This window comes from Streptomyces buecherae, assembly GCF_014295035.1.
In the GTDB taxonomy this organism is placed as follows: Bacteria; Actinomycetota; Actinomycetes; order Streptomycetales; family Streptomycetaceae; genus Streptomyces; species Streptomyces youssoufiensis.
In genome coordinates, this window is sequence record NZ_CP060404.1 from 2,431,902 (window position 1) to 2,455,202 (window position 23,301).

A 23,301-nucleotide genomic window follows, 5' to 3' on the forward strand; every position below is an offset into this window, starting at 1 on the left:
AGGCAGGCCGTATGCAACGTTGGGATTGTTACGGAAGTGGCTTGGTGTCCCACAGTGAGTGGCGGCCGGGCTTGGCCCCGGCCTGGGAGGGCCGGCCCGCGCGTCTGGGCCGGTCGGAACGGACTCCTCCTCCCAGCGCTCCCCCCACCGTCTTTGGAGGACAGCACGCCATGAGACTCCGCACCCTGCTGCGCGCCGCGCTCGCCCCCGCGCTGATCGCCGCAGCCGTCCTGTCCGCGCAGAGCGCCAACGCCGCGGACGCCACGCCCGAACCCACCGCGCCCAGCACGAGGATCGTCGGCGGCGGCCCGGCCAGCGAGGCGTACTCGTTCATGGGCTCCATGCAGGTCAACGGCCGGCACGGCTGCGGCGCCTCGCTCATCAAGAGCGGGTGGATGGTCACCGCCGCGCACTGCGTGGCCGGCCAGCAGCCGGGCAGCTTCCGGATACGCATCGGCTCGTCGGACCACCTCAGCGGCGGCACGGTCGCCTCGGTCTCGCAGATCATCCGCCACCCCCGGTACGGGCAGGTCGGCCCGTACGACATCGCGCTGCTGCGGCTGAGCCAGCCGGTGGCCAACCAGCCGATCAGCATCGCCAGCACCTCGCCCGTCGAAGGCACCGCCACCCGCCTGCTCGGCTGGGGTCAGACGTGCGGCTCGCCCGGCTGCGGGCCCGCGCCGCGCGGTCTGAAGGAGCTGAACACGCGCATCAACCCGGACCGCATGTGCACCACCAACTTCAACAGCGCCGTCGAACTGTGCGTCTACGGCAGCCGGTCCGGCACCGCCTGTTACGGCGACTCCGGCGGCCCGGCCCTGGTGAAGGAGGGTGGCGCCTGGCGACTGGCCGGCGCGACCAGCCGGGCGGGCGTGAACAACCAGATCTGTGGCACCGGTGACGCCACCGTCTACACCGACGTGACCGCCCACCAGCAGTGGATCGCCCAGCAGACGGGCGGCCTCCGCACCAGCTAGGCACCGCTCCGCTCCCAGACGGCCCCCGCAGCCGAGCCGCGTCCCCGCTGGCCGGCGCGGGGGCCGGCCCGCCCCGCGCGGCCCGCGCCGGCAGGGCCAGCCGGGCCGGCGTCAGCCCGGGGCGGATGACGGGTTCCGGCAGCCAGTCGGGGATGCCGGGCCCGGCCGGGCCGGGCGGTCGCGACGGGGTCGCGCCCGCTCGGCCGGTACGGGCGGCGGCCGAAGCCGCGCGTTCGGTGGGAATCCGCGCGAGCCGGCCGCCGCCCCTCGCCGCCGCCACGCGACCGGTCAACCGGTTCGGCGGTGGGGCCCGGCGGTGGGCGGGGCCGCGGAGGCCCAGCCGGTGGTCAGAAGACCGACTCCGCCTCGTCCATCCGGTCCGCGGGCACCCGCTTCAACTCGGTGACCGCCTCGGCCAGCGGCACCAGGGTGACCTCCGTGCCGCGCAGCGCCGTCATCATGCCGAAGTCGCCGCGGTGCGCCGCCTCCACCGCGTGCCAGCCGAAGCGGGTGGCCAGGACGCGGTCGTACGCGGTGGGCGTGCCGCCGCGCTGCACGTGGCCGAGGATGACCGGGCGGGCCTCCTTGCCGAGGCGGTTCTCCAGCTCGGCCGCCAGCCGGTTGCCGATGCCCGCGAAGCGCTCGTGGCCGTACTGGTCGATCTCGCCCTTCTGGTAGTCCATCGAGCCCGCGGCGGGGTGCGCGCCCTCGGCGACGCAGATCACGGCGAACTTCTTGCCCCGTGCGAACCGCTCCTCGACCATCTTCACCAGGTCGGCCACGTCGAACGGGCGCTCCGGCAGGCAGATGCCGTGCGCGCCGCCGGCCATGCCGGACTCCAGGGCGATCCAGCCCGCGTGCCGGCCCATGACCTCCACGACCATGACCCGCTGGTGCGACTCGGCGGTGGTCTTCAGCCGGTCGATCGCCTCGGTGGCCACGCCGACGGCCGTGTCGAAGCCGAAGGTGCGGTCGGTGGCCGAGATGTCGTTGTCGATGGTCTTCGGCACGCCGACGACGGGCATGCCCGCGTCCGCGAGCATCCGGGCCGCGGTCAGCGTGCCCTCGCCGCCGATCGGGATGAGCGCGTCGATGCCGTACGAGCGGGCCAGCTCCTCGCAGTTCTCGGCGGCCTCGCGCAGCCGGGCGCGCTCCAGTCGGGCCGAGCCGAGAATGGTCCCGCCACGGGCGAGGATGCCGCTGACGGCGTCGAGGTCGAGCGGCCTGAACCGGCCGTCGAGGAGTCCCTTGAAGCCGTCCTCGAAGCCGATGACCTCGTCGTCGTGTCCGGCGACGGCGCGGTGCACGACCGACCGGATCACGGCGTTGAGACCGGGGCAGTCGCCCCCGGCGGTGAGCACTCCGATGCGCATCCTGGTCTTTCTCCTGCTCCTGGGGTTCCCCGTGGGCCGGGGCCGGGGGAGGTACATATGAGCTCGTCCGATTGTTTCACGGGCCCGAAGCTCCCGCGCACCCCACGGGTCATGCGCTATACCCACGGGCCCGGGTAGTGTCAAGAGGCAGTGGCCGGCCCGGTCGGGTGATGCGGGTGCTTCTTTGTTCCACGCGAACGTGGAGCACGACGCCCGTTTCGGGGCAGGCGATCGACGGTGGTGCCGGGCCCGGGCCAGGGTCGCAGCCGGGACCTGGTCGCGGCACCCTGGACGGCGGGGAGCGGGCCGACCCCGCGCGGTGCGGGCCACACCGCGGACCAGCCGGGTAGCACCGGCGGAGCAAGAGCCGACGCAGCCGAAGGATCGGAGAGCACGCGTGACGCGCAGCGTGTATGTGACCGGGATCGACCGCGGCGACGGCCGCCAGGTCGTGGAGCTGGGAGTGATGGAGCTCCTGACCCGCCACGTGGACCGGGTGGGCGTCTTCCGCCCCCTGATGCACGACGGGCCCGACCGGCTCTACGAGCTGCTGCGCGCCCGCTACCGGCTCACCCAGCCGTCGGAGTCGGTGTACGGCATCGGCTACGACGAGGCCGCGACCCTGCAGGCCGAGCGGGGCACCGACGAGCTGGTCGCCGAGCTGGTCACCCGCTTCCACGCGGTGGCCAGGGACTACGAGTACGTGCTCGTGCTCGGCAGCGACTACGCGGCCACCAGCCTCCCGGACGAACTGCACCTGAACGCGCGGCTGGCCAACGAGTTCGGCGCCGCCGTCATCACCGTGGTCGGCGGGCAGGACCAGAGCGCCGAGTCGGTGCGCTCCGAGGCCCGCAACGCCTACCGCGCCTACCAGGCGCACGGCTGCGACGTGGTGGCCCTGGTGGTCAACCGGACCGACCCGGCCGACCGGGCGGAGATCGCCGGACCGCTGGCCGAGCAGGTGCCCGTGCCCTGCTACGCGCTGCCCGAGGACGGCTCGCTCTCGGCGCCCACCGTGCGCCAGGTGGTGCACGCGCTCGGCGCCGAGGTGCTGCTCGGCGACGACTCGGGGCTCGCCCGCGACGTGCGCGACTTCGTCTTCGGCGGCGCCATGCTGCCCACCTTCCTGCCCGCGCTGACCGAAGGGGCCCTGGTGGTCACGCCGGGCGACCGAGCGGACCTGATCATCGGCGCGCTGGCCGCGCACACCGCGGGCTCCCCGCCCATCGCGGGCGTGCTGCTGACGCTGGACGCCCGCCCGGGGCCCGACATCCTGGCCCTCGCCTCGCGCCTCGCCCCCGGCACGCCGGTCATCTCCGTACCCGGCGGCAGCTTCCCGACGGCGGCCGAACTCTTCGCCCTGGAGGGCAAGCTGAGCGCGACCGTCCCGCGCAAGGCGGAGACCGCGCTCGGCCTGTTCGAGCGGCACGTGGACACCGCCGAGCTGACCGACCGGATCTCGGTGGCCCGCTCCAGCCGCGTCACGCCGATGATGTTCGAGCACGAGCTGCTGGAGCGCTCGCGCTCCCGACGGCGCCGCGTCGTGCTGCCCGAGGGCACCGAGGAGCGCGTGCTGCGCGCCGCCGACGTGCTGCTGCGCCGCGACGTGTGCGACCTGACGCTGCTCGGCGACGAGGACGCGGTCCGCAAGCGCGCCACCGACCTGGGCATCGACCTGAGCGGCGCGCAGATCACCGACCCGCACACCTCGCCGCTGCGCGAGCGGTTCGCGGAGCTGTACGCGAAGCTGCGGGCGCACAAGGGCGTCTCGTACGAGCTGGCGTACGACATCGTGGCCGACGTGTCCTACTTCGGCACGCTGATGGTGCAGGAGGGCCTGGCAGACGGCATGGTCTCGGGCGCGGTGCACTCGACGGCGGCCACCATCCGGCCCGCCTTCGAGGTGATCAAGACGGCGCCCGGGGCGCAGATCGTCTCGTCCGTGTTCTTCATGTGCCTGGCCGACCGGGTGCTGGTCTACGGCGACTGCGCGGTCAACCCCGACCCGAACGCCGAGCAGCTCGCGGACATCGCCATCCAGTCGGCGGCCACCGCCGCCAAGTTCGGCGTCGCGCCCAAGATCGCCATGTTGTCGTACTCCACCGGCACCTCCGGCTCGGGCGCGGACGTGGACAAGGTCCGCAGGGCCACCGAGCTGGTCCGCGAGCGGCGGCCCGACCTGCCGGTGGAGGGGCCGATCCAGTACGACGCGGCCGTGGACGCCGCCGTGGCCGCCACCAAGCTGCCCGACTCCCAGGTCGCCGGGCAGGCCACCGTGCTGATCTTCCCCGACCTGAACACGGGCAACAACACGTACAAGGCCGTCCAGCGCTCGGCCGGCGCCGTCGCCGTCGGCCCGGTCCTGCAGGGGCTGCGCAAGCCGGTCAACGACCTGTCGCGCGGCGCCCTCGTGCAGGACATCGTCAACACCGTCGCCATCACCGCCATCCAGGCCCAGGCCCGACCCGGCGCCCCGGCGGCGCCCGCAGAGAAAGCACCCAAGGCGTGAACCACTCCCCCGACCAGACCCGAGTGCTGGTCCTCAACTCCGGCTCCTCCTCGGTCAAGTACCAGCTCCTCGACATGACCGACGGCAGCCGGCTGGCCGCGGGCATCGTGGAGCGCGTCGGCGAGGGCGAGGTGCCCGACCACACGGCCGCGCTCGACCGGGTCTCCGGCGAACTGTCCGCCCAGGGGCTCGGCCTGGACTCGCCCGCGCTGGCCGCCGTGGGGCACCGCGTGGTGCACGGCGGCACCCGCTTCACCGAGCCGACGCTGATCACCGACGACGTGCTCGCCGAGGTCGAGAAGCTGGTCCCGCTGGCCCCGCTGCACAACCCGGCCAACGTCACCGGCATCAAGGTGGCCCGCACCCTGCGCCCCGACCTGCCGCAGGTCGCCGTCTTCGACACCGCCTTCCACGCCACGATGCCGGAGTACGCGGCCCGGTACGCGATCGACGTGGACACCGCCGACCGGTACGGGGTGCGCCGCTACGGCTTCCACGGCACCTCGCACGCCTACGTCTCGCGGGCCGTGGCCGACCTGCTCGGCGAGGACGTCGCCGACCTCAACACGATCGTGCTGCACCTGGGCAACGGGGCCAGCGCCTCGGCGGTGGCCGGCGGCGTGTGCGTGGAGACCTCGATGGGACTCACGCCGCTGGAGGGGCTGGTCATGGGCACCCGGTCGGGCGACCTGGACCCCGCGGCCATCTTCCACCTGGCGCGGGTCGGCGGCATGTCCGTGGACGAGATCGACGCCCTGCTCAACAAGCACAGCGGCCTGATCGGGCTGTGCGGCGACAACGACATGCGCGAGATCGGCCGCCGGATGGGCGAGGGCGACGCGGACGCGCAGCTCGCCTTCGACATCTACGTCCACCGGCTACGCAAGTATGTGGGCGCGTACACCGCGGTACTCGGCCGGGTGGACGCGCTCGCCTTCACCGCCGGCGTCGGCGAGAACTCGGCCGCCGTCCGCGAGGCGACGCTGCGCGGGCTCGGCGGGCTCGGCATCGAGGTGGACACGGTCCGCAACGCGCTGCGCGGCAGCGGCGGGCGGCTGATCTCGACCGAGCGCAGCGCGGTGGCCGTCGCCGTGGTACCGACCGACGAGGAACTGGAGATCGCCACGCAGACGTACCGGCTGGTGAGCGCGGAGCGCTCCGGCACGTCAGAGCGGTAGACCAGCCCGATAAATTCCGCCCCGAAACAAAACGGATAGGATCTGCCTCATGCGCCGTTCCAAAATCGTCTGCACCCTGGGTCCCGCCGTCGACTCCTACGACCAGCTCAAGTCGCTGATCGAGTCCGGGATGAACGTGGCCCGCTTCAACATGAGCCACGGGTCCCACTCGGAGCACGAGGAGCGGTACCACCGGCTCCGCAAGGCGTCCGAGGAGACCGGCCGCGCGGTGGGCGTCCTCGCCGACCTCCAGGGCCCCAAGATCCGCCTGGAGACCTTCGCCGACGGGCCGGTGGAGCTGGTGCGCGGTGACGAGTTCACCATCACCACCGAGGACGTCGCGGGCGACCGGACCATCTGCGGCACCACGTACAAGGGCCTGCCCGGGGACGTCTCCAAGGGCGAGTCGATCCTCATCAACGACGGCAACGTCGCCCTCCAGGTGGTCGAGGTGGACGGGCCGCGGGTGCGCTCCATCGTCATCGAGGGCGGCGTGATCTCCGACCACAAGGGCATCAACCTGCCCGGCGTGGCCGTCAACGTGCCCGCGCTGTCCGAGAAGGACGTCGACGACCTGAAGTTCGCGCTGGAGCTGGGCTGCGACATGGTCGCGCTGTCCTTCGTGCGCGACGCGGCCGACGTGCGCGACGTGCACCGGGTGATGGACGAGGTCGGCCGGCGCGTGCCGGTGATCGCCAAGGTGGAGAAGCCGCAGGCGGTGGCCAACATGGAGGAGGTCGTCGCGGCCTTCGACGCGATCATGGTGGCCCGCGGCGACCTGGCGGTCGAGTACCCGCTGGAGCAGGTCCCGATGGTGCAGAAGCGGCTCATCGAGATGTGCCGCCGCAACGCCAAGCCGGTGATCGTGGCGACCCAGATGATGGAGTCGATGATCACCAACTCCCGGCCGACCCGCGCCGAGGCGTCCGACGTCGCCAACGCGATCCTGGACGGCGCGGACGCGGTGATGCTCTCGGCCGAGTCCTCGGTCGGCGCGTACCCGCTGGAGACGGTCAAGACGATGTCGCGCATCGTGACCGCCGCCGAGGAGGAGTTGCTCTCGCGCGGCCTGCAGCCGCTGGTGCCGGGCAAGAAGCCGCGCACCCAGGGTGGTTCGGTGGCCCGCGCCGCCGCCGAGATCGCCGACTTCCTCGGCGCCAAGTCGCTGGTGGCCTTCACCAAGTCCGGCGACACGGCCCGCCGGCTCTCCCGCTACCGGGCCCAGCAGCCGATCCTGGCCTTCACCACCGACACCCTGACCCGCAACGTGCTGACGCTGAGCTGGGGCGTGGAGACGTTCGTGGTCCCGCACGTGGCCAACACCGACGCCATGGTGGACCTCGTCGACGCGGAGCTGCTCAAGCTGGGCCGCTACAACGAGGGCGACACCATGATCATCACGGCCGGCTCCCCACCCGGCGTGCCCGGCACCACCAACATGGTGCGCGTCCACCACCTGGGCTCCTCCTGACCCACACGCGACGGCCGTGGGCCGCGCCGCCACTGGTGTGGCGACGCGGCCCACGGCCTTGTGCGGCTCCCGGTGGTCCGGGGGCGGCCCCGTCGTGGGACCGCCGGGCGAGCGGCGGCGCGGACCCGGCGGGCGTCCCACCCGTCGGCCCCGGCCGAGCGCCGGTCAGCCCTCCGTCTGGTACAGGTGCATGCCGGGCACGGTGAGCGTCCCGCCGAGCTGGCCCGCCTGGGTCACCCGCACATCGGTGAAGAACAGTTCGGGAAACGTCAACGGCGGTGGCGCGTCCGGGCTGAAGGTGACCGGGATGAGGCCGAGCAGCTTGCCCTTGAGCTCCTCCGTGTACATCGTCACGGTGCCGTCGCGCATCGTCGAGTTGCTGCCTTTACGCGCGTCAACGTGCGTCTTCGTGCCGCCGGGCCCGACCACGGTCTGCCGCAGGTCGCGGATGTCGATGGAGCTGGCGGTGAACTTCAGGACCGCCTTCTCCCGGCCGCTGTACGTCTTCACCTTGACGATGCCGTCGTACTTGAGGCCGTGCAGGGCGAGCAGGCTGCTCTCCAGGATCCACGGGTCCTCGGGCAGCAGCGGGACGCCCTCCTCCAACGTGGCGTTGCGCAGCGCCTCCTCGTCCTTGACGGGGCACGGGTAGGGCTGCGGGTCGTCGGCCGACGGCAGGGTCGGCTTCGCGGTCGGGTCGGCGTCGTCCTCGGCCCCCTCGGCCTGCTCGCCCTTGCCCGCGTCCTCGCTGGCCCCCTCGGCCTCCTCGGTCGCGTTCGCCCGCTTCCGCTCGGCCTTCTCGGCGGCCTCCCGCTGCGCCTTCTCGATCCGCTCCCTGAGCTGCGCGGCCCTCTTCACGGTCGCGGCGTCGTCGGTGCCGTCGGCGTCGTTACCTGACGGGGCGTCACCCTTGCCCGCCGGTACGTCCGTTGCGGCGCCGTCGGCGTCGTCCTTGTCCGCTTCCTGGCCCGCGTTCGCGTCCGTGTCCGCGCCAGCGTCCGTGCCCGGTCGGGGCGCGTCGTCGGTGGGCGCCGGGGTGGCCGGCTCGTCGCCCTTGTCGCCCTTGTCGCCGTCGAGCAGGTCCTTGATCTTGTCGCCCAGGCCCAGCGGGTCGAGCGGGTTCCTCGGCTCGGTCTGGGACGGACTCGGGGTGGTGTCGGGCCGCTTGGCCGCGTCCTCGGGGGCCGTGGTGTCCCCGGTCTCGTCGGACCCGGGCTTCGGGTCGTCCGTCGTGGAGGACGGCTTCGGGGGCGCCTGCGTGGCCTGGTCGCTCTCGGGCCGCGCGTCGGAGGTGGCGCCCGGCGCGGGCTCGCGGTCGTCGGCCGCCTCCCCGCCCGGCGAGGCCGAACTCCCGGGCGGGGTCAGCTCGTTGTCCCCGCCGCCCGGCTTGCCGCCCGGCTTGCCGTTCTGCTTCTCGTCCCGCTGGTCCCGCTGGTCCCGCTGCTTGTCGTCCTGCCGCGGGTCCCGCTTGTCCTTGCCGTCCCGCTCGTCCTCGCCGTCCTGCTGGTCCGACTGGGTCACGCAGGGGCCGGGCTTGAAGCGGTCCTTGGCCTGGGTCTCGGCCTGTGCGAGCTGCGGCGTGAGCCCCATGCCCATCAACACGGCCGTCGGCATCGCGGCCAAGGCGATGGCCTTGCCCGCGGGCATCTGCAGCCGGTTCAGCATCGATTTCCTCGGGGCGGCGTGCCGCGGCCCCGTTCTGGCCCGGCGGCGAGTCTCGCCCTCCCGGCGGGTCTCGCCTTCCGGCGACCCCTGTTCACCCCGCACGGTGCCTCCCATTCCTGGATTCCTGGTCCGTCGCGGTCCCGGCGTCCGCCGCCTCCCGGGCGTCGTCCACGCCCTCGTCCGGCTCGGGCCCAACGGCCTGCGCGTCCTTCGTCGATTTCGCGGCGAGCACCTCGCCGGGCGCCCACGAGACGCCCAGTGCGCCGCCGAACAGCGCCAGCAGGAAGCCCAGCAGGAAGCCCCCGAAGTTGGAGACCACCAGGGAGACCAGGCCGAGGAGGATCGCGGCGACCCCCGCGAAGACCCGCGTGGCGGACTGGAACCACATGGTCAGCCCGAGGACCACCAGCAGGACGCCGATGATCAGCGAACCGGAACCGGCGGTGGTGGACATCCGGATGGTCAACTGACCCATGGTGAGGTTGGCGTACGGGAAGTACGCGATGGGCAGCCCGCCGAGCAGCGTCAGCAGCCCCGCCCAGAACGGGCGCTGCCAGCGCCACACACGGAACGTCGCCCGCCACTGGCGGACCCGGTCACGCGCCCCGGGCGACTCGGCGCCCATCGAAACCCCCGGCGACTCGGCACTCATCGAAAACAGCTCCCTGGGGCTGGCGATCGCATCGTCGATCGCGGATGTTCACTGCGTGGGCACGGGGGTGAGGGGCCAGGCCCCCCACCCGCCTCAGTGCCTCAGTAGCACTCGTGCTTGCCCTTTTTCACGTTCATGGACAGGCCCGAGAGCTTGAAGGTGCCCGCGCTGGTCGCCCAGGCGGTCTGCTTGACATCCTTCAACTGCGCCCTGTCGGCCTCCTGGGCGAACGAACCGGGGTCCGCCTGGTCGCCCTTCTTGATCCCAGGGCCGTACTTCGTGTCGCCCGCCGCCACGCCGATGTTGATGTCCGTGAACGTGGCATCGGCGTTCAACTGGTCGAGGTCGATGTACAGGTTCTTCGCCTCGACCGGCTTGCCCGCCTTCGTACCGGCCGACAGCTTCAGCGACACGTCGCCGAAGAGCGGGACCGGAACGACGACGGACTGGCACAGGTTCTTGATCGTGGCGCTGTCGAAGGCCGACACCGCGACGGGGACCTTCTTGCCCCCGTGCTGTGCGTCGATCGCGCCGTACTGGACGAACCCCTTGCCGTCGAGTTCGCCAGCGGTGACCTTGAACTGCTGGCCGGAGACGCTGAACGATGCTGCCAGCGCCCCCTGTGAGAGGGCCACACCGATGGCGGCCGTCGCAGCGACGCTGGGCACCATGACGACGGCGAACCGCTTCCATCTGGTCCCGCCACGAGCCAGGGACTCCATGACTTTCCTCCTTCTCGGACGTACATCTCCAGATCCGAGCCCTCCGCCGTGATCACGGCGACCCTGATCTGAGATGGGAGAAGTGCTACGTCCTCGGGAAGGAGAGCGCCCGCGCCGGGCAGGGTGCACCCGGATCACCGGCGATCACCCCCGAGCGACAACCACTGCCGCGCTGGGCGCGCGGCCTTGCCGGACAGGCCCTGCCGCGTGGGCAGAGACCCCCCTGTCCTCAGACCGGCTCGACTGCCGCCGGCCCGCTCGGTGGGGACCCACGAACCCTTATCCCCGGCTGGCTGCCGCGGCGTTGGAATGGACCGAGCTTGGCCGATCGTGGTCCATCCACGGCTTCGACACAAGGGGTTCATTACTTGCGAGTAACGCCCGGATAACCGAAGCGGCGCTGGCCGATATCGGCCGCGCACACAGGGTCGCCGGGCGAGCGCCGGAAAGTAACGGATAAGCCGTTAAAAACCAGACATATAGTCGACGTTCTCTTACTACGAGTAACAGCGGCCGCGATTACCAAGTTTTGGTAAAGCGCGACCGCTGCTTCGTTTGGATCAGTGTGTGTCGACGGTGTGAAAGAACGGCGTCAGAACAGTACGCGAGCGAGCGCGCCACGCGCGGTGACGACCCGCGGGTCGTCGGCGCCGATCACCTCGAAAAGCTCAAGCAACCGCAGTCGGGCACGCTCCCGGTCGTCACCCACCGTCCGCCTGACGAGGTCCACCAGCCGCCCGAAGGCGTCCTCCACGTGCCCGCCGACCAGGTCGAGGTCGGCCGCCGCGAGTTGCGCGTCCACGTCGGCCGGGCGGTCCGCCGCGTCCTTGCGCACCTGCTGCGCGTCCAGGCCCCGCACCCGCCCCAGCAACTGGGCCTGCGCGAGGCCCAGCCTGGCCTCCGCGTTGCCCGGGTCGTCGGCGAGCACGTTCTGGTACGCGCGCTCGGCGCCGCCCAAGTCGCCCGCGTCCAGGGCCTGGTGCGCGGCCGTGAGCGCCGCGTCGTGCGGACCGGGGGGCTGCTCGGCGGCCTCGGGGGCGTCGGCGATCGCGTCCGGGTCCACCGGCGTGCCGACGATGCCGAACTGCTGCTCGGCGGCCTGGATGAGCTGGTCGAGCACCTGCCGGATCTGCGCCTCGGGGGCCGCGCCCTGGAAGAGCGGCACCGGCTGACCGGCGACGACGGCGAAAACGGCCGGAATGCTCTGCACGCCGAACTGCTGGAACAGCGCCTGGTTGGCCTCGACGTCGATCTTCGCGAGGACGAACCGGCCCGCGTACTCCTGCGTGAGCCGCTCCAGGATCGGGCTGAGCTGCTTGCACGGCCCGCACCAGTCGGCCCAGAAGTCGATGACGACGGGGACCTCGGTGGAGCGTTGGAGGATCTCCTGCTGGAAGCCCGCCTCGTCGACATCGATCACCAGTCGCACGGAGCCGGGGGCCGCGCCCCCTTGGGCCGACCGCTGGGCCCGTGCCTGCTCCGCCTTCTGCTTGGCCTCCCCGGCCGCCTTCACAGCGGCGAGGTCGACTACTCCCATGGGCAAATTCCGTGGCTGCATGAGTACATCCTCCCCCTTCCGCGCGGCGATCGGAAAACACTTCGCGTCATGCGCGCACCGGGCCCCCGTCGACGCTCCGCCGGCGTGCGGAGCGAGGGAGCGGACCCAGCGATGAGGCCCCGAGGGACCCCGGGTGCGAGCACCGGGTCCCCACCCAGGCGCCGCACGCTGTGTTTGGCGTGGCTGCCACTCTTTCGCTACGAGTCGTAGCGTAACTGTCAGCCCCCAGCCGCCGACAAGGCGCTTCAACGATACGGTTCGTGATCTCGCTCACGACGCTCCACTCCACACTGGTTACCCGGGGGTAAGGTCGCCCGCATGCCGTGTCCCACGCACCGCCGCCGCACCGGCCGTACCGGTCGGCCTCGCAGCACGGAGGCCAACCGGGCGATCCTCGACGCGACCCGCGCCGCGCTGGTCGAGCTGGGTTGGGGGAAGCTCACGATGAGCGACGTCGCGGCCCGCGCCAAGGTCGCGAAGACCACCCTCTACCGCCGCTGGGCGGGCAAGAGCGAGCTGGTCGTGGACGCGGTGGCGGACCTGTTCGACGAGCACCTGGAGCTGCCCGACCGGGGCAGCCTGCACGCCGACGTCGAGGGCGTGGTCCTCCAGTTCGCCGCGCTCCTCGAACGCCCGGAGACCAAGACGGCCCTGATGGCCGTGGTCGCCGAGTCCACCAGGGACGAGGCGCTGCGCGACCGCATCCGGTCGGCCATCGTGGAGCGGCAGAAGCGGCTGGTCCTGCTCGGCCGCGAGCGCGCCCAGGCCAGGGGCGAACTCCCCTACGACTCCGACCCGTCGGTGGCCGCCAGCCAGGCCGACCTGATCTTCGACCTGATCGCCGGCACGGTCGTGCACCGGGCGCTGGTCAGCGCCGAACCGGTGGACGCCGAGTGGGCCGCCACCTTCAGCACCCTGGTGGTCAGCGGCGTCCAGGCCACCCTCGGCGCCACCACCGCCGCGAACGGCGCCACCACCGCGAACGCCTCGCCGCCCGCGCCCGCCGCGACGGACCCGCCCCGCGACCCGGCCGCGGCACCGCCCGGCTGACCGTCGAACGGCCGGATGGCGCGTATGCCGCGGCGGCGGGACGGGGCACGCTCACGGCATGACCCGACACCACCCCTTACCGCGCCCGGCCGCCGCGCCGTGGCACAGACCCCGCCGCGGCGCCACCACGGTCGCCGTCGCCCTGCTCGTCGCCGCCTGCGCCGCGCCCGCGCTGGCCAGCCCTCCCCCGCCGCGCCCCGCTCCCCCGACCCCGACAGCGACCGCGCTCGCGGCCAGCCCGGCCACCACCGACGCGGGCGCCCACGTCCAGCACGGCCGTGGCGCCCTGCGCTCGGTCACCCCGCTGTCGCGCCTGTCCCGGGACGAGGTCGCCCGCGCCGTCGCCGGGCACGGCGTGGACGTCTCCTCCGTACGCCACGGCATCGCCACCTACCGGTTCGAGTACGCGACCATCACCCCCACCGGCGCGCCCACCACCGCGTCCGCCCTGCTCACCCTCCCCGACGGCGGTGACCGCGCGCTGTCCACCGTGGCCGAGTTGCACGGCACCGTCTCGCACCGCGACGACGCGCCCTCCGTCGGCGCCAACGTCACCCGGCTCGGCGCCTACCTGTACGCGGCCGGCGGCCGGGCCACCGTGGCCCCCGACTACCTGGGCCTGGGCACCGGCCCCGGCACCCACCCGTACATGGACACCGCCTCCTCCGTCTCCGCCTCGCTGGACGCGCTGCGCGCCGCCCGCACCGCCGCCGCCCGCCTCGGCCGCGCGCTCACCGGCGAGGTGCACGTCACCGGCTTCTCGCAGGGCGGGCAGGTCGCCATGGGCCTCGGCCGCGCCCTCGCCCACGGCGCCGACCGGCACCTGCGGCTGCGCTCGCTGACGCCCGTCAGCGGCCCGTACGACCTCGCGGGGCAGGAGCTGCCCGCGATCTTCGACGGCCGCGTCGCCGACGGCTCGGCCGTCTTCTACCTCGCGTACTTCCTGACCGCCCAGAACCGGCTGCACCACCTCTACGACGACCCGCGCGAGGTCTTCCGCCAGCCGTACGCGGACCGGATGGAGACGCTGTTCGACGGCGAGCACAGCGACGAGGACGTCGCGCGCGACCTGTCGGCCACCGTCGACGCCCTGCTCACCGAGGAGTGGGCCGCGCGGCTCCAGCACCCCACCGGCGCCCTCGCCGAGGTCATCGCGCGCGTCGACGGCGTCTGCGAGTGGCGGCCCCGGGTGCCCGTACGGCTGCACACCGCGGCCGGCGACCGCGACGTACCGACCGGCAACACCGCCTCCTGCGCGAGCGAGCTGCGTCGGCGCGGTGCCCACCCGGAGGTCGTCCAGCACGGCGACGTGGACCACCTGCGCAGCTACCTCGGCGCGCTCTCCGACAACGCCCGCTGGCTCGCCCAGCGGGGGTGACGCCCCGGCGCACCCGCCCGGCTGGGGCACGCACCACCACCCGCCGGTGGGAAGACCCCACCCGATGCGGGGGTTAGCCCGATGGTGACGCGGCGCTCGGTGGTCAACGATCTGATCATGACCTCACGCAGCAGCCGCACCTCCCGCCCCGCCATCGGGTTGACCGCCGTCGCCGCCGCCGTACTCGCCGCCGTGTGCGCGGCCCCCGCGCTGGCCGCCCCGCCGTCGGCGACCGCCGACCGGCCCGACACGGCCCGCGCCGGGCAGGCGCACGGCGACCGGGCGCGCGGCACCCTGCTGTCGGTGACCCCGCTCCAGCAGGTGTCCCGGGAGGAGATCGCCCGGGTCGTCAAGGCCAACGGCACCGACGCGTCCACGGTGCGTCACGGCGTCTCGACGTACCGCCTCACCTACGCGACCATCACCCCGACCGGCGAGCCCACCACCGCGTCCGCGCTGTTCGCCCTCCCCGACGGCGGCGGCAAGCGGCTGTCCACGGTGGCCGAACACCACGGCACCATGGCCTACCGGGGCGGCGCCCCGTCCACCGGCGACGACTTCTCGACGCTGGCCGCGTGGCTGTACAGCGCGGGCGGGCGGGCCACCGTCGCCCCCGACTACCTGGGACTTGGCACCGGGCCCGGCACCCACCCGTACGTGGACACCGCCTCCTCCGTCTCCGCCTCCGTCGACGCGCTGCGGGCCGCGCGCCAGGCCGCCGCCCAGCACGGCCGCACGCTCACCCGCGACGTCCACGTGACCGGTTTCTCGCAGGGCGGCCAGGTCGCCATGGCCGTGGGCCGCGAGCTGAGCCGGGGCGTCGACCGGCACCTGCGGGTGCGCTCGCTGGCCCCGGTGGCCGGCCCGTACGACATCGCGGGCCAGGAGCTGCCCGCGATCTTCGACGGCCGCATCGACGACAGCTCGGCCGTCTACTACCTCTCGTACTTCCTGACCGCCCAGAACCGGCTGCACCACCTCTACGACGACCCGCGCGAGGTCTACCGCGAGCCCTACGCCTCCACCGTGGAGACGCTGTTCGACAACGACCACACGGAGCAGGAGATCGCCAAGGGGTTGGCCCCGAACATCAAGGCGCTGCTCACCGACGAGTGGACCGAGCGGCTGAAGCACCCGACCGGCAAGCTCGCCGAGGTCATCGAGCGCAACGACGGCGTCTGCGACTGGGCCCCCACCGCGCCGGTGCGGCTGCACACCTCCACCGGCGACCGTGACGTGCCCATCGGCAACACCACCTCCTGCGTCAGGTCGCTGGCCGAACACGGGGTGCGGGCGAAGGTGACCAACCACGGCGACCGCGACCACGGCGACACCTACCTGCGGGCGATCGGGCAGAACGCGAACTGGTACGCGCGCCTGGGCTGAGCCGTCGGGGCGCCGGCCGGGAACACGCCGGAGGCGGCCCGCGCACCCCGTCGGGTGTGCGGACCGCCTCCGGTCCCGCTGTCGGTGGGCCGCCGGTCAGAAGCCGACGGGCTCCGTCCAGCCGCCCCACTCCTCGCGGAGCACGCCGCAGATCTCGCCCAGGGTGGCCTCGGCGCGGACGGCGGCGAGCATCGGCTCGATCATGTTGGAGCCGTCCCGCGCGGCGGCGAGCATCGCGTCGAGCGAGGCGCTGACCACGGCCTCGTCGCGCTCGGCCTTGCGCCCGCCGAGCACCCGCACCTGCTCGCGCTCGACCTCGTGGCTGACCCGCAGGATCTCCAGGTCGCCGGTGACCGAGCCGTGGTGGCAGTTGACGCCGACCACGCGCTTCTCGCCCTTCTCCAGGGACTGCTGGTACTGGAAGGCGGACTCGGCGATCTCGCCGGTGAACCAGCCGTCCTCGATGCCGCGCAGGATGCCGGAGGTGATCGGCCCGATCGGGTGCTGCCCGTCGGGCACCGCGCGCCGGCCCCGCTCCTTGATCTGCTCGAAGATCTTCTCGGCGTCGGCCTCGATCCGGTCGGTCAGCGCCTCGACGTACCAGGAGCCGCCCAGCGGGTCGGCCACGTTGGCGACGCCGGTCTCCTCCATCAGCACCTGCTGGGTGCGCAGCGCGATCTCGGCGGCCTGCTCGCTGGGCAGCGCCAGGGTCTCGTCCAGGGCGTTGGTGTGCAGCGAGTTGGTGCCGCCGAGCACGGCGGACAGGGCCTCGACGGCCGTGCGCACCACGTTGTTGTACGGCTGCTGCGCGGTCAGCGAGACGCCGGCGGTCTGGGTGTGGAAGCGCAGCCACTGCGCCTTCTCGGAGGTGGCGCCGTACACGTCGCGCATCCAGCGCGCCCAGATGCGGCGGGCCGCCCGGAACTTGGCGATCTCCTCGAAGAAGTCCAGGTGCGCGTCGAAGAAGAAGGACAGGCCCGGCGCGAAGGTGTTGACGTCCAGGCCGCGCGAGAGCCCCAGCTCCACGTACCCGAAGCCGTCGGCCAGCGTGTAGGCCAGCTCCTGCGCGGCCGTGGCCCCGGCCTCGCGGATGTGGTAGCCGGAGACGGAGAGCGGCTTGTACGCCGGGATGTGCTGGGCGCAGTGCTCCATCAGGTCGCCGATGAGCCGCAGGTGCGGCTCCGGCTGGAACAGCCACTCCTTCTGGGCGATGTACTCCTTGAAGATGTCGGTCTGCAGGGTGCCGTTGAGCACGCGCGGATCGACGCCCTGGCGCTCGGCGGCGACCAGGTACATGCAGAACACGGGCACGGCGGGCCCGCTGATCGTCATCGAGGTGGTCACGTCGCCGAGCGGGATGTCCTTGAACAGGATCTCCATGTCGGCGGCCGAGTCGATGGCCACGCCACAGTGCCCGACCTCGCCGAGCGAGCGCTCGTCGTCGGAGTCGCGGCCCATCAGGGTCGGCATGTCGAAGGCGACGGAGAGGCCGCCGCCGCCCGCGTCCAGGATCATCTTGTAGCGCTCGTTGGTCTGCTCGGCGTTGCCGAAGCCGGCGAACTGGCGGATGGTCCAGGTCCGGCCCCGGTAGCCGGTGGGGTGCAGGCCACGGGTGAAGGGGAACTCACCGGGCCAGCCGATGCGTTCGAAGCCCTCGACGGTGTCGCCTGGCGCCGGGCCGTACACCGGCTCGACGGGGTCTCCGGAGAGCGTGGTGAAGTCGGCGTCGCGCTTGCGTGCCGCGTCGAACCGGGCCTGCCAGCGACGGCGGCCCTCCTCAATGCCTTCGGCGTCCATGCCACAAATTTACTTGGACGTCCTAGTAATTGTCGATGGCGAACTGCGTCACGCCGCCGTTCGGCGCCCCACAGCGGGCGCCGTGGAGCGCATCGGCCCAGGTGGCGGCGGATCGAAGGCGGGTGGACGGTTTTCCCGAGGGTCAGCCAGTGAGACGGCGGCCGGGACGGCGAGGAGGAGCGGCGCCCGCCACGGCCGGCGCCGGGCCTCACGCCTGGGCGGGCTCCGCCTCCGGGGCCTCGATCAGCGGCTCGACGTCCTGGGCGACCTTGCGCTCGACGAAGAACGCGGCCGTCGGGATCGTGCCGGACACCAGCACCCACAGCAGCCGGCCAAACGGCCACCTGGCCTTCTGCCCCAGGTCGAAGGCGAAGATCAGGTAGATGATGAACAGCACGCCGTGGATCTGCGAGATGACCAGGGTCGCGTCGGCGCCCTTGTCGAAGCCGTACTTGAAGATCATGGAGGTGCAGAGCACCAGCAGCATCACGGCGGTGATGTAGGCCATCACCCGGTAGCGGGTCAACACGCTTCGCTTCATGAGATCGAGCGTAACCGCCCGTACCGGACGGATCTTGGCCGGGCCGGGTCGGGGGCGCGGCGGTTCAGCGCGGCGTGCGGGCGGTGCCGTGGTGGGCGGCGTCGGGGCCGGTCGCGGGGGCGGCGTCGGGGCCGGTCGCGAGGGCGGTGTCGGCCTCGTGGACGGCCTCGGCCTCGTGGGTGGTGTCGGTCGCCGTGGGGCCGGCGGCCTCGGCGGCGAAGTCGCCGGACGCCACGCGCAGCGGGCGCAGCAGGGCGAAGATCTCCGCGCACTGCCGCGCGTCGTAGGCCCCGAGCCCGAACTCCATGTCCATCAGGTCCCTGGTGGCCGCCTCCACCACCTCGCGCCCCTTGTCGGTGATCGAGGCCAGGGTGCCCCGGCCGTCGTTCGGGTTCGGGCGCTTGGCCACCAGGCCCGACTTGACCAGCCGGTCCACCGTGTTGGTGACCGAGGTCGGGTGGACCATCAGCCGCTCGCCGATCTTCGACATGGGCAGCTCACCGGCCTGGCTGAAGGTGAGCAGCACCAGCGCCTCGTAGCGCGCGAAGGTCAGGCCGTACGGCTTGACCACCGCGTCGACCTGGCCCAGCAGGATCTGTTGGGCGCGCATGATCGAGGTGATGGCGGCCATCGACGGCGTGGAGCCCCAGCGCTCCCGCCAGAGTTCGTCGGCCCGGGCGATGGGATCGAAGGCGAGACTGAGCGGTTTTGCCACGCCACCGACCCTACCGGCCGGTCATATGGCGGTCAGCCCCGTCTCAGACTTCGGGCGGAGCACCCCGCCCCGTCGGCCGGCGGGGCGGAGCGCGGCGCGCGGGCCGGGCCGTGGCGGGGCGGGGCCCCGCCGGGCGGCGTCAGCCCTTGCGCGCGAAGACGACCTCCGGGTGGGCCGGGCTCTGTCCGTCCAACAGCGGCTGCGGCACGCCGCGCAGGTGCTGCTCGAAGAAGGCGCCCACGTAAGCGCGGGTGACCTGCTGGGAGCGGGTGCCGGACAGCGGGGCCATCGGGTCGGTGTAGCCGAACTGCTGGGCCAGGACGGGCCAGTCGGTGAAGCTGAGGTGGCCGGCGTCGGTGACCGTCAGCCAGCGCTTCCAGCCGTCCAGGCGCTTCCAGCCGTCCTCCCAGGAGGTGTCCTCCGGGGCCGGCGGCATCAGCTTCGGGTCGCTGGCGACCAGCATGAACGGCCGCCCGTCCAGGCCCTTCTCGGGTATCGGTGTGAAGAGGGTGCCGTCCAGGTTGATCCCGGCCCGCACCCGCGGGTCGGCGGCCATCGCCGCCGCGGTGCCGGCGCCGCCGATGGAGTGGCCGGCCATGCCGATGCGCCGGTCGTCGATCAGGGCGGCGTGCCGCCAACTGGCCTTCGGCCCGGACAACTCGTCCAGCAGGAAGGAGACGTCCTTGGCCCGGCCGTCGGAGACCCGGCGCAGGTCCTCGGTCGGGAGCACCTGGTCGCAGGAGACGCAGTCGAGCAGGCGCCCGCCGGGGAAGCTGGAGCCGCCCGACTCGTACGCGTGGTCCACGGTGGCCACCACGTAACCACGGCTGGCCAGGTCCTCGGCCAGCACGGTGAGCGAGGAGCGCTGCATGGTGTACCCGGGCGAGAGCACCACCAGCGGGTAGGGGCCGCCGGCGCGCAGCGGGCGGGCGTCCTCGCGGCCGTTGGTGCGGGTGGAGCTGAGTTCGCGGGGCGTGACGAGCTTGCCGATGTCCGGCTGGGCGTCGAGCACGGCCTTGGCCTCGGCGTAGGTCCCGTAGCCGGCCCGGCTGCCGGTGCCGGGCTTGGCCGGGTAGTAGACCGAGGTCATCAGCTCGCGGTCGGCGGTCGGGACCCAGGGGTCCTTGCGGTGCTCGTCCACGAGGTGGAGGGTGTCGCGGCCTACGGCGTATCTGCCCGTGGGGCGCGGGAGCGCGAGGCGGACGCCCTTCTTGTGGTGCTGGGCGTCGCCGGTGGCGTGGGCTCCGGGCGCGACCTCGGCGAACGGGGCGGCCCGGTCGACGGCCGGCGCGCCGGAGGGCCGTTGGTCGGCCGAGGCCGTGCCGGTCAGGGTGGCCGGCACGGCGATGGCCATGGTCACGATCGCGGTCGCCAGACCACGGGTGATCTTCTTCATGCCCGTGACACTAGGTCAGGTACGGGCACCCTTGCGTCATACCAGGGTCCGACGTTCCCGTACGACCTGAGGCCGGGTCGGGCGGTGTCGTCAGCCCTGGGTCAGGTGTCGCTCGACGGTCTCCACCTTCGAGGTGAGCCCGTCCACGACGCCGGGCCGAAGGTCGGCCTTGAGCACCAGGCTGACGCGCGGGGCGCGGGCCTCGACCGCCGCGACGGCCCGCCGGACGACGTCCATGACCTCGTCCCACTCGCCCTCGACGGAGGTGAACATCGCGTCGGTGTGGTTCGGCAGACCGGATTCGCGCACCACGCGCACGGCGTCGGCGACGTACTCACCGACGTCCTCGCCGACGCCGAGCGGGGTGACGGAGAAGGCGACGATCACGCGTTGACGATCCCTTCCTTGCGGGCCCGGGCCGCGATGACCCCGGCCTCGGCCTCCCGCTTGAGCTTGCGCTCGGCGAAGAAGCCGCCGGTGGGCAGCACGGAGAGCACGAAGTACAGGGCGGCGGTGCCCACCGGCCACTTGGTCCGGTTCCAGGCGTCGGCCCAGAAGATCACGTACAGCACGAACAGGATGCCGTGCACCGCGCCCATCACCGGCACCGCGTTGAAGTCCGTGGTGCGCTTGAGGACCGAGCACACGAGCAGGAGCAGGAAGGAGATGGCCTCCGGCGCGGAGACCAGGCGGAGCCGGCGCAGGGCGGAGGCGGTCTTGATGTCCACGGGGGCACCTTCAGTCACGAGGGCGGGACGGGCACCCCTTGTGCCCGCCTTCACAAGCCCTGCCATTGTGACAGTTACCCGGACGATCACTGCCCCGGGGTCCGGGCCGCACCGCGCCCACCAGCGGGCGACCGGCGGCCCGGTGGGACCTGTGCGGTGCCGGTCGCGAGCGATAGCGTCCCCTGTGTGGCTCACTTTCGGCTCCACGGGAGCAAGGTCCTCGCCGTCGACCTGACCGGTGACACCGTCAAGGCCAAAAAGGGCTCGATGGTGGCGTACGACGGCGAGATGACCTTCAAGAAGAAGACCGGCGGCGGAGAGGGTCTGCGGGGGATGGTCACCCGGCGGCTCACCGGCGAACAGATGGAGGTCATGGAGGTCAAGGGACACGGCACCTGCTACTTCGCCGACCGGGCCAGCGAGGTCAACCTGGTCACGCTGCACGGCGAGAAGCTGTACGTCGAGGCGAGCAACCTGCTGTGCACGGACGGCGCCCTGCGTACCGGCACCACCTTCACCGGGCTGCGCGGCGCCTCCCAGGGCAACGGCCTGTTCACCACGACCGTCGAGGGCAGCGGGCAGGCCGCGCTCGTCTCAGCCGGCGAGGCGGTCGTGCTGCGCGTGACGCCGGAGTACCCGCTGCGGGTGGACCCGGGCGCCTACGTCGCGCACACCGGCCGCCTCCAGCAGCACTTCCAGTCGGGCGTCAACTTCCGGACGTTGATAGGCGAGGGTTCCGGGGAGGCGTTCCAGATCCGCTTCGAGGGCGAGGGCCTGGTGTACGTACAGCCCAGCGAGCGCAACACGGTCGGCGGTGAGGTCTGATGCCGTTCACGATGGTCAACACGCGGATCGTGGAGGCCGCGATCACGCCCGGGCAGACGATGTTCAGCCAGCGCGGGGCGATGCTCGCCTACCGGGGCGAGGTCGCGTTCACGCCGAGCATCACCGGCGGCCAGGGCGGCGTGATGTCGATGATCGGGCGCCGGGTGGCGAACGAGGCGACGCCGCTGATGACGGTGGAGGGCAACGGCACGGTGCTGTTCGGGCACGGCGGCCATTACGTGCGGGTGGTCGACCTGAGCGGGGACACGCTGTACGTGGAGGCGGACCGGCTGCTCGCCTTCGACGGCACGCTGCGCCAGGGCACGATGTTCATGGGCTCGCAGGGCGGTGTGATGGGCATGGTGCGCGGCCAGGTCTCCGGGCAGGGCCTGTTCACCACGACCCTGGAGGGGCACGGCTCGGTGGCGGTGATGGCGCACGGCGGCGTCATCGAGCTGCCGATCACCCCGGGCCGCGACGTCCACGTGGACCCGCAGGCGTACGTCGCCCACCGCGGCAAGGTCCGCAACAAGCTCACCACCGCGATCGGCTGGCGCGAGCTGGTCGGACGTGGTTCGGGCGAGGGGTTCCAGCTCGCCCTGTCAGGCACCGGCACGGTGTACGTCCAGGCGTCCGAGGAGAAGCTGTGACCAGCCCCGTCGTGTTCGACGCGCACTCGCTGCCGGCCAGCGACAACGTCAACGCGTACGCCTTCAGCGTGGCGCTCGACGGCCAGTGGTTCCTCCAGCGGGGCAAGATGATCGCGTACTACGGCGACATCGACTTCCACGGCGTGGGCCTTGGCCGGCTCGACCGGCTCATCGCCCGCAGCTTCCACTCCCCGCTGCACGCCGCCGACTGGGTGGTGGCCGAGGGGCGCGGGAAGATGGTCCTCGCGGACCGGGCCTTCGACGTCAACTCGTACGACCTCGACGACGGAAACCTGACGATCCGCTCCGGCAACCTGCTCGCCTTCCAGCCGTCCCTGTCGCTCAAGCAGTCGATCGTGCCCGGTTTCCTCACGCTGATCGGCACCGGCACGTTCGTCGCGGCGTCCAACGGGCCCGTGGTCTTCATGGAGCCGCCGCTGCGCGTCGACCCGCAGGCCCTGGTGGGCTGGGCCGACTGTCCCTCGCCCTGTCACCACTACGACCACCAGTACCTGCGGGGCTTCCTCGGTGGCGTGCGGGCGCATACCGGATTCGGCGGAACCTCCGGCGAGGAGCACCAGTTTGAGTTCGTGGGAGCGGGCACCGTGCTCCTGCAGTCAACGGAGCAACTCATGGACGAGATCGCCACCGGCGCCTCCCCCGACCAGGCGGGGGTACCGGTTCGTGATCGGTAGCCTGCGGAGTGTAACGTCGAACGCGTGACCTCAAG

General features: G+C 72.4%; 20 protein-coding genes and 1 pseudogene. 10 read left to right on the top strand and 11 right to left on the bottom strand.

Annotation, left to right across the window (positions count from 1 at the left end; translation table 11 throughout):
- Positions 1-170 precede the first annotated feature (170 nt).
- On the top strand, positions 171-977 hold the full coding sequence (locus H7H31_RS08900; protein ID WP_187062413.1) for a S1 family peptidase: 807 nt from the start codon (positions 171-173) through the stop codon (positions 975-977).
- A 347-nt stretch (positions 978-1,324) separates the two neighbouring features.
- On the opposite strand, the gene H7H31_RS08905 is transcribed toward H7H31_RS08900, so the two are convergent.
- Complete coding sequence (locus H7H31_RS08905; RefSeq protein WP_176164209.1) at positions 1,325-2,350, bottom strand: ATP-dependent 6-phosphofructokinase; 1,026 nt, start codon at positions 2,348-2,350, stop codon at positions 1,325-1,327.
- Between the two features lie 397 nt (positions 2,351-2,747).
- Here H7H31_RS08905 and pta point away from each other — a divergent pair, with 397 nt between their 5' ends.
- Genes pta through pyk form a run of 3 tightly spaced genes read left to right on the top strand, consistent with a single transcriptional unit; the run spans position 2,748 to position 7,508 of the window.
- Complete coding sequence (pta, locus tag H7H31_RS08910) at positions 2,748-4,859, top strand: phosphate acetyltransferase (RefSeq protein ID WP_187062414.1); 2,112 nt, start codon at positions 2,748-2,750, stop codon at positions 4,857-4,859.
- Positions 4,856-6,037 carry an acetate kinase gene (locus H7H31_RS08915; RefSeq protein WP_187062415.1) on the top strand — a complete coding sequence of 394 codons (1,182 nt, stop codon included), beginning with the start codon at positions 4,856-4,858 and terminating at the stop codon, positions 6,035-6,037. The genes pta and H7H31_RS08915 overlap by 4 nt, the downstream gene beginning before the upstream one ends.
- Before the next feature lie 49 nt (positions 6,038-6,086).
- Positions 6,087-7,508: a pyruvate kinase gene (gene pyk, locus H7H31_RS08920; RefSeq protein ID WP_187062416.1), complete on the top strand. Its 1,422-nt coding sequence runs from the start codon at positions 6,087-6,089 to the stop codon at positions 7,506-7,508.
- Positions 7,509-7,673: 165 nt separating this feature from the next.
- Here pyk and H7H31_RS08925 read toward each other — a convergent pair whose 3' ends face one another.
- The 4 genes from H7H31_RS08925 to H7H31_RS08940 form a co-directional block, all read right to left on the bottom strand.
- Positions 7,674-9,173 carry a hydrogenase expression protein HypF gene (locus tag H7H31_RS08925; protein WP_232109750.1) on the bottom strand — a complete coding sequence of 500 codons (1,500 nt, stop codon included), beginning with the start codon at positions 9,171-9,173 and terminating at the stop codon, positions 7,674-7,676.
- Positions 9,174-9,264: 91 nt separating this feature from the next.
- Positions 9,265-9,798 (bottom strand): DUF6114 domain-containing protein, encoded by a 534-nt coding sequence (locus H7H31_RS08930; protein WP_187062421.1) that lies wholly within the window; start codon positions 9,796-9,798, stop codon positions 9,265-9,267.
- A 128-nt stretch (positions 9,799-9,926) separates the two neighbouring features.
- Positions 9,927-10,547: a DUF6230 family protein gene (locus H7H31_RS08935; protein ID WP_187062418.1), complete on the bottom strand. Its 621-nt coding sequence runs from the start codon at positions 10,545-10,547 to the stop codon at positions 9,927-9,929.
- 592 nt (positions 10,548-11,139) lie between these two features.
- Positions 11,140-12,105, bottom strand: a complete 966-nt coding sequence (locus H7H31_RS08940; protein ID WP_187062419.1) for a tetratricopeptide repeat protein — start codon at positions 12,103-12,105, stop codon at positions 11,140-11,142.
- Between the two features lie 318 nt (positions 12,106-12,423).
- Between H7H31_RS08940 and H7H31_RS08945 the strand changes: the two genes are divergently transcribed.
- From H7H31_RS08945 to H7H31_RS08955, 3 genes are all read left to right on the top strand, one after another.
- The gene (locus tag H7H31_RS08945) at positions 12,424-13,155 is read left to right on the top strand and encodes a TetR/AcrR family transcriptional regulator (RefSeq protein WP_187062420.1); all 732 of its coding nucleotides are present in this window, start codon (positions 12,424-12,426) and stop codon (positions 13,153-13,155) included.
- A 58-nt stretch (positions 13,156-13,213) separates the two neighbouring features.
- The gene (locus H7H31_RS08950) at positions 13,214-14,533 is read left to right on the top strand and encodes an alpha/beta hydrolase (RefSeq protein WP_232109751.1); all 1,320 of its coding nucleotides are present in this window, start codon (positions 13,214-13,216) and stop codon (positions 14,531-14,533) included.
- Positions 14,534-14,650: 117 nt separating this feature from the next.
- The gene (locus tag H7H31_RS08955; RefSeq protein WP_187061695.1) at positions 14,651-15,919 is read left to right on the top strand and encodes an alpha/beta fold hydrolase; all 1,269 of its coding nucleotides are present in this window, start codon (positions 14,651-14,653) and stop codon (positions 15,917-15,919) included.
- A 96-nt stretch (positions 15,920-16,015) separates the two neighbouring features.
- On the opposite strand, the gene H7H31_RS08960 is transcribed toward H7H31_RS08955, so the two are convergent.
- The 6 genes and pseudogenes from H7H31_RS08960 to H7H31_RS08985 all read right to left on the bottom strand — a co-directional run bounded on the left by H7H31_RS08960 (position 16,016) and on the right by H7H31_RS08985 (position 21,096).
- A complete protein-coding gene (locus tag H7H31_RS08960) occupies positions 16,016-17,716 on the bottom strand; it encodes an acyl-CoA mutase large subunit family protein (RefSeq protein ID WP_176164199.1) in 1,701 nt (566 codons plus the stop codon).
- Positions 17,717-17,924: 208 nt separating this feature from the next.
- Positions 17,925-18,257, bottom strand: coding sequence for a DUF3817 domain-containing protein (locus H7H31_RS08965; RefSeq protein WP_176164198.1), 333 nt, complete (start codon positions 18,255-18,257; stop codon positions 17,925-17,927).
- Positions 18,258-18,465: 208 nt separating this feature from the next.
- Positions 18,466-18,972 (bottom strand): annotated as a pseudogene (locus H7H31_RS08970) (MarR family winged helix-turn-helix transcriptional regulator); the annotation flags it as partial.
- A 139-nt stretch (positions 18,973-19,111) separates the two neighbouring features.
- A complete protein-coding gene (locus tag H7H31_RS08975) occupies positions 19,112-20,368 on the bottom strand; it encodes an alpha/beta hydrolase family protein (protein WP_187061697.1) in 1,257 nt (418 codons plus the stop codon).
- Between the two features lie 90 nt (positions 20,369-20,458).
- Entirely contained in the window at positions 20,459-20,755 is a 297-nt protein-coding gene (locus H7H31_RS08980) for an MTH1187 family thiamine-binding protein (protein WP_187061698.1), read from the bottom strand.
- Entirely contained in the window at positions 20,752-21,096 is a 345-nt protein-coding gene (locus H7H31_RS08985) for a DUF3817 domain-containing protein (protein WP_176164194.1), read from the bottom strand. The genes H7H31_RS08980 and H7H31_RS08985 overlap by 4 nt, the downstream gene beginning before the upstream one ends.
- 186 nt (positions 21,097-21,282) lie before the next feature.
- Here H7H31_RS08985 and H7H31_RS08990 point away from each other — a divergent pair, with 186 nt between their 5' ends.
- The 3 genes from H7H31_RS08990 to H7H31_RS09000 are packed head-to-tail and all read left to right on the top strand — an operon-like array spanning position 21,283 to position 23,266.
- Positions 21,283-21,921 (top strand): AIM24 family protein, encoded by a 639-nt coding sequence (locus H7H31_RS08990; RefSeq protein ID WP_187061699.1) that lies wholly within the window; start codon positions 21,283-21,285, stop codon positions 21,919-21,921.
- Entirely contained in the window at positions 21,921-22,571 is a 651-nt protein-coding gene (locus tag H7H31_RS08995) for an AIM24 family protein (RefSeq protein WP_187061700.1), read from the top strand. The genes H7H31_RS08990 and H7H31_RS08995 overlap by 1 nt, the downstream gene beginning before the upstream one ends.
- Positions 22,568-23,266 (top strand): AIM24 family protein, encoded by a 699-nt coding sequence (locus H7H31_RS09000; protein ID WP_187061701.1) that lies wholly within the window; start codon positions 22,568-22,570, stop codon positions 23,264-23,266. The genes H7H31_RS08995 and H7H31_RS09000 overlap by 4 nt, the downstream gene beginning before the upstream one ends.
- Positions 23,267-23,301 lie beyond the last annotated feature (35 nt).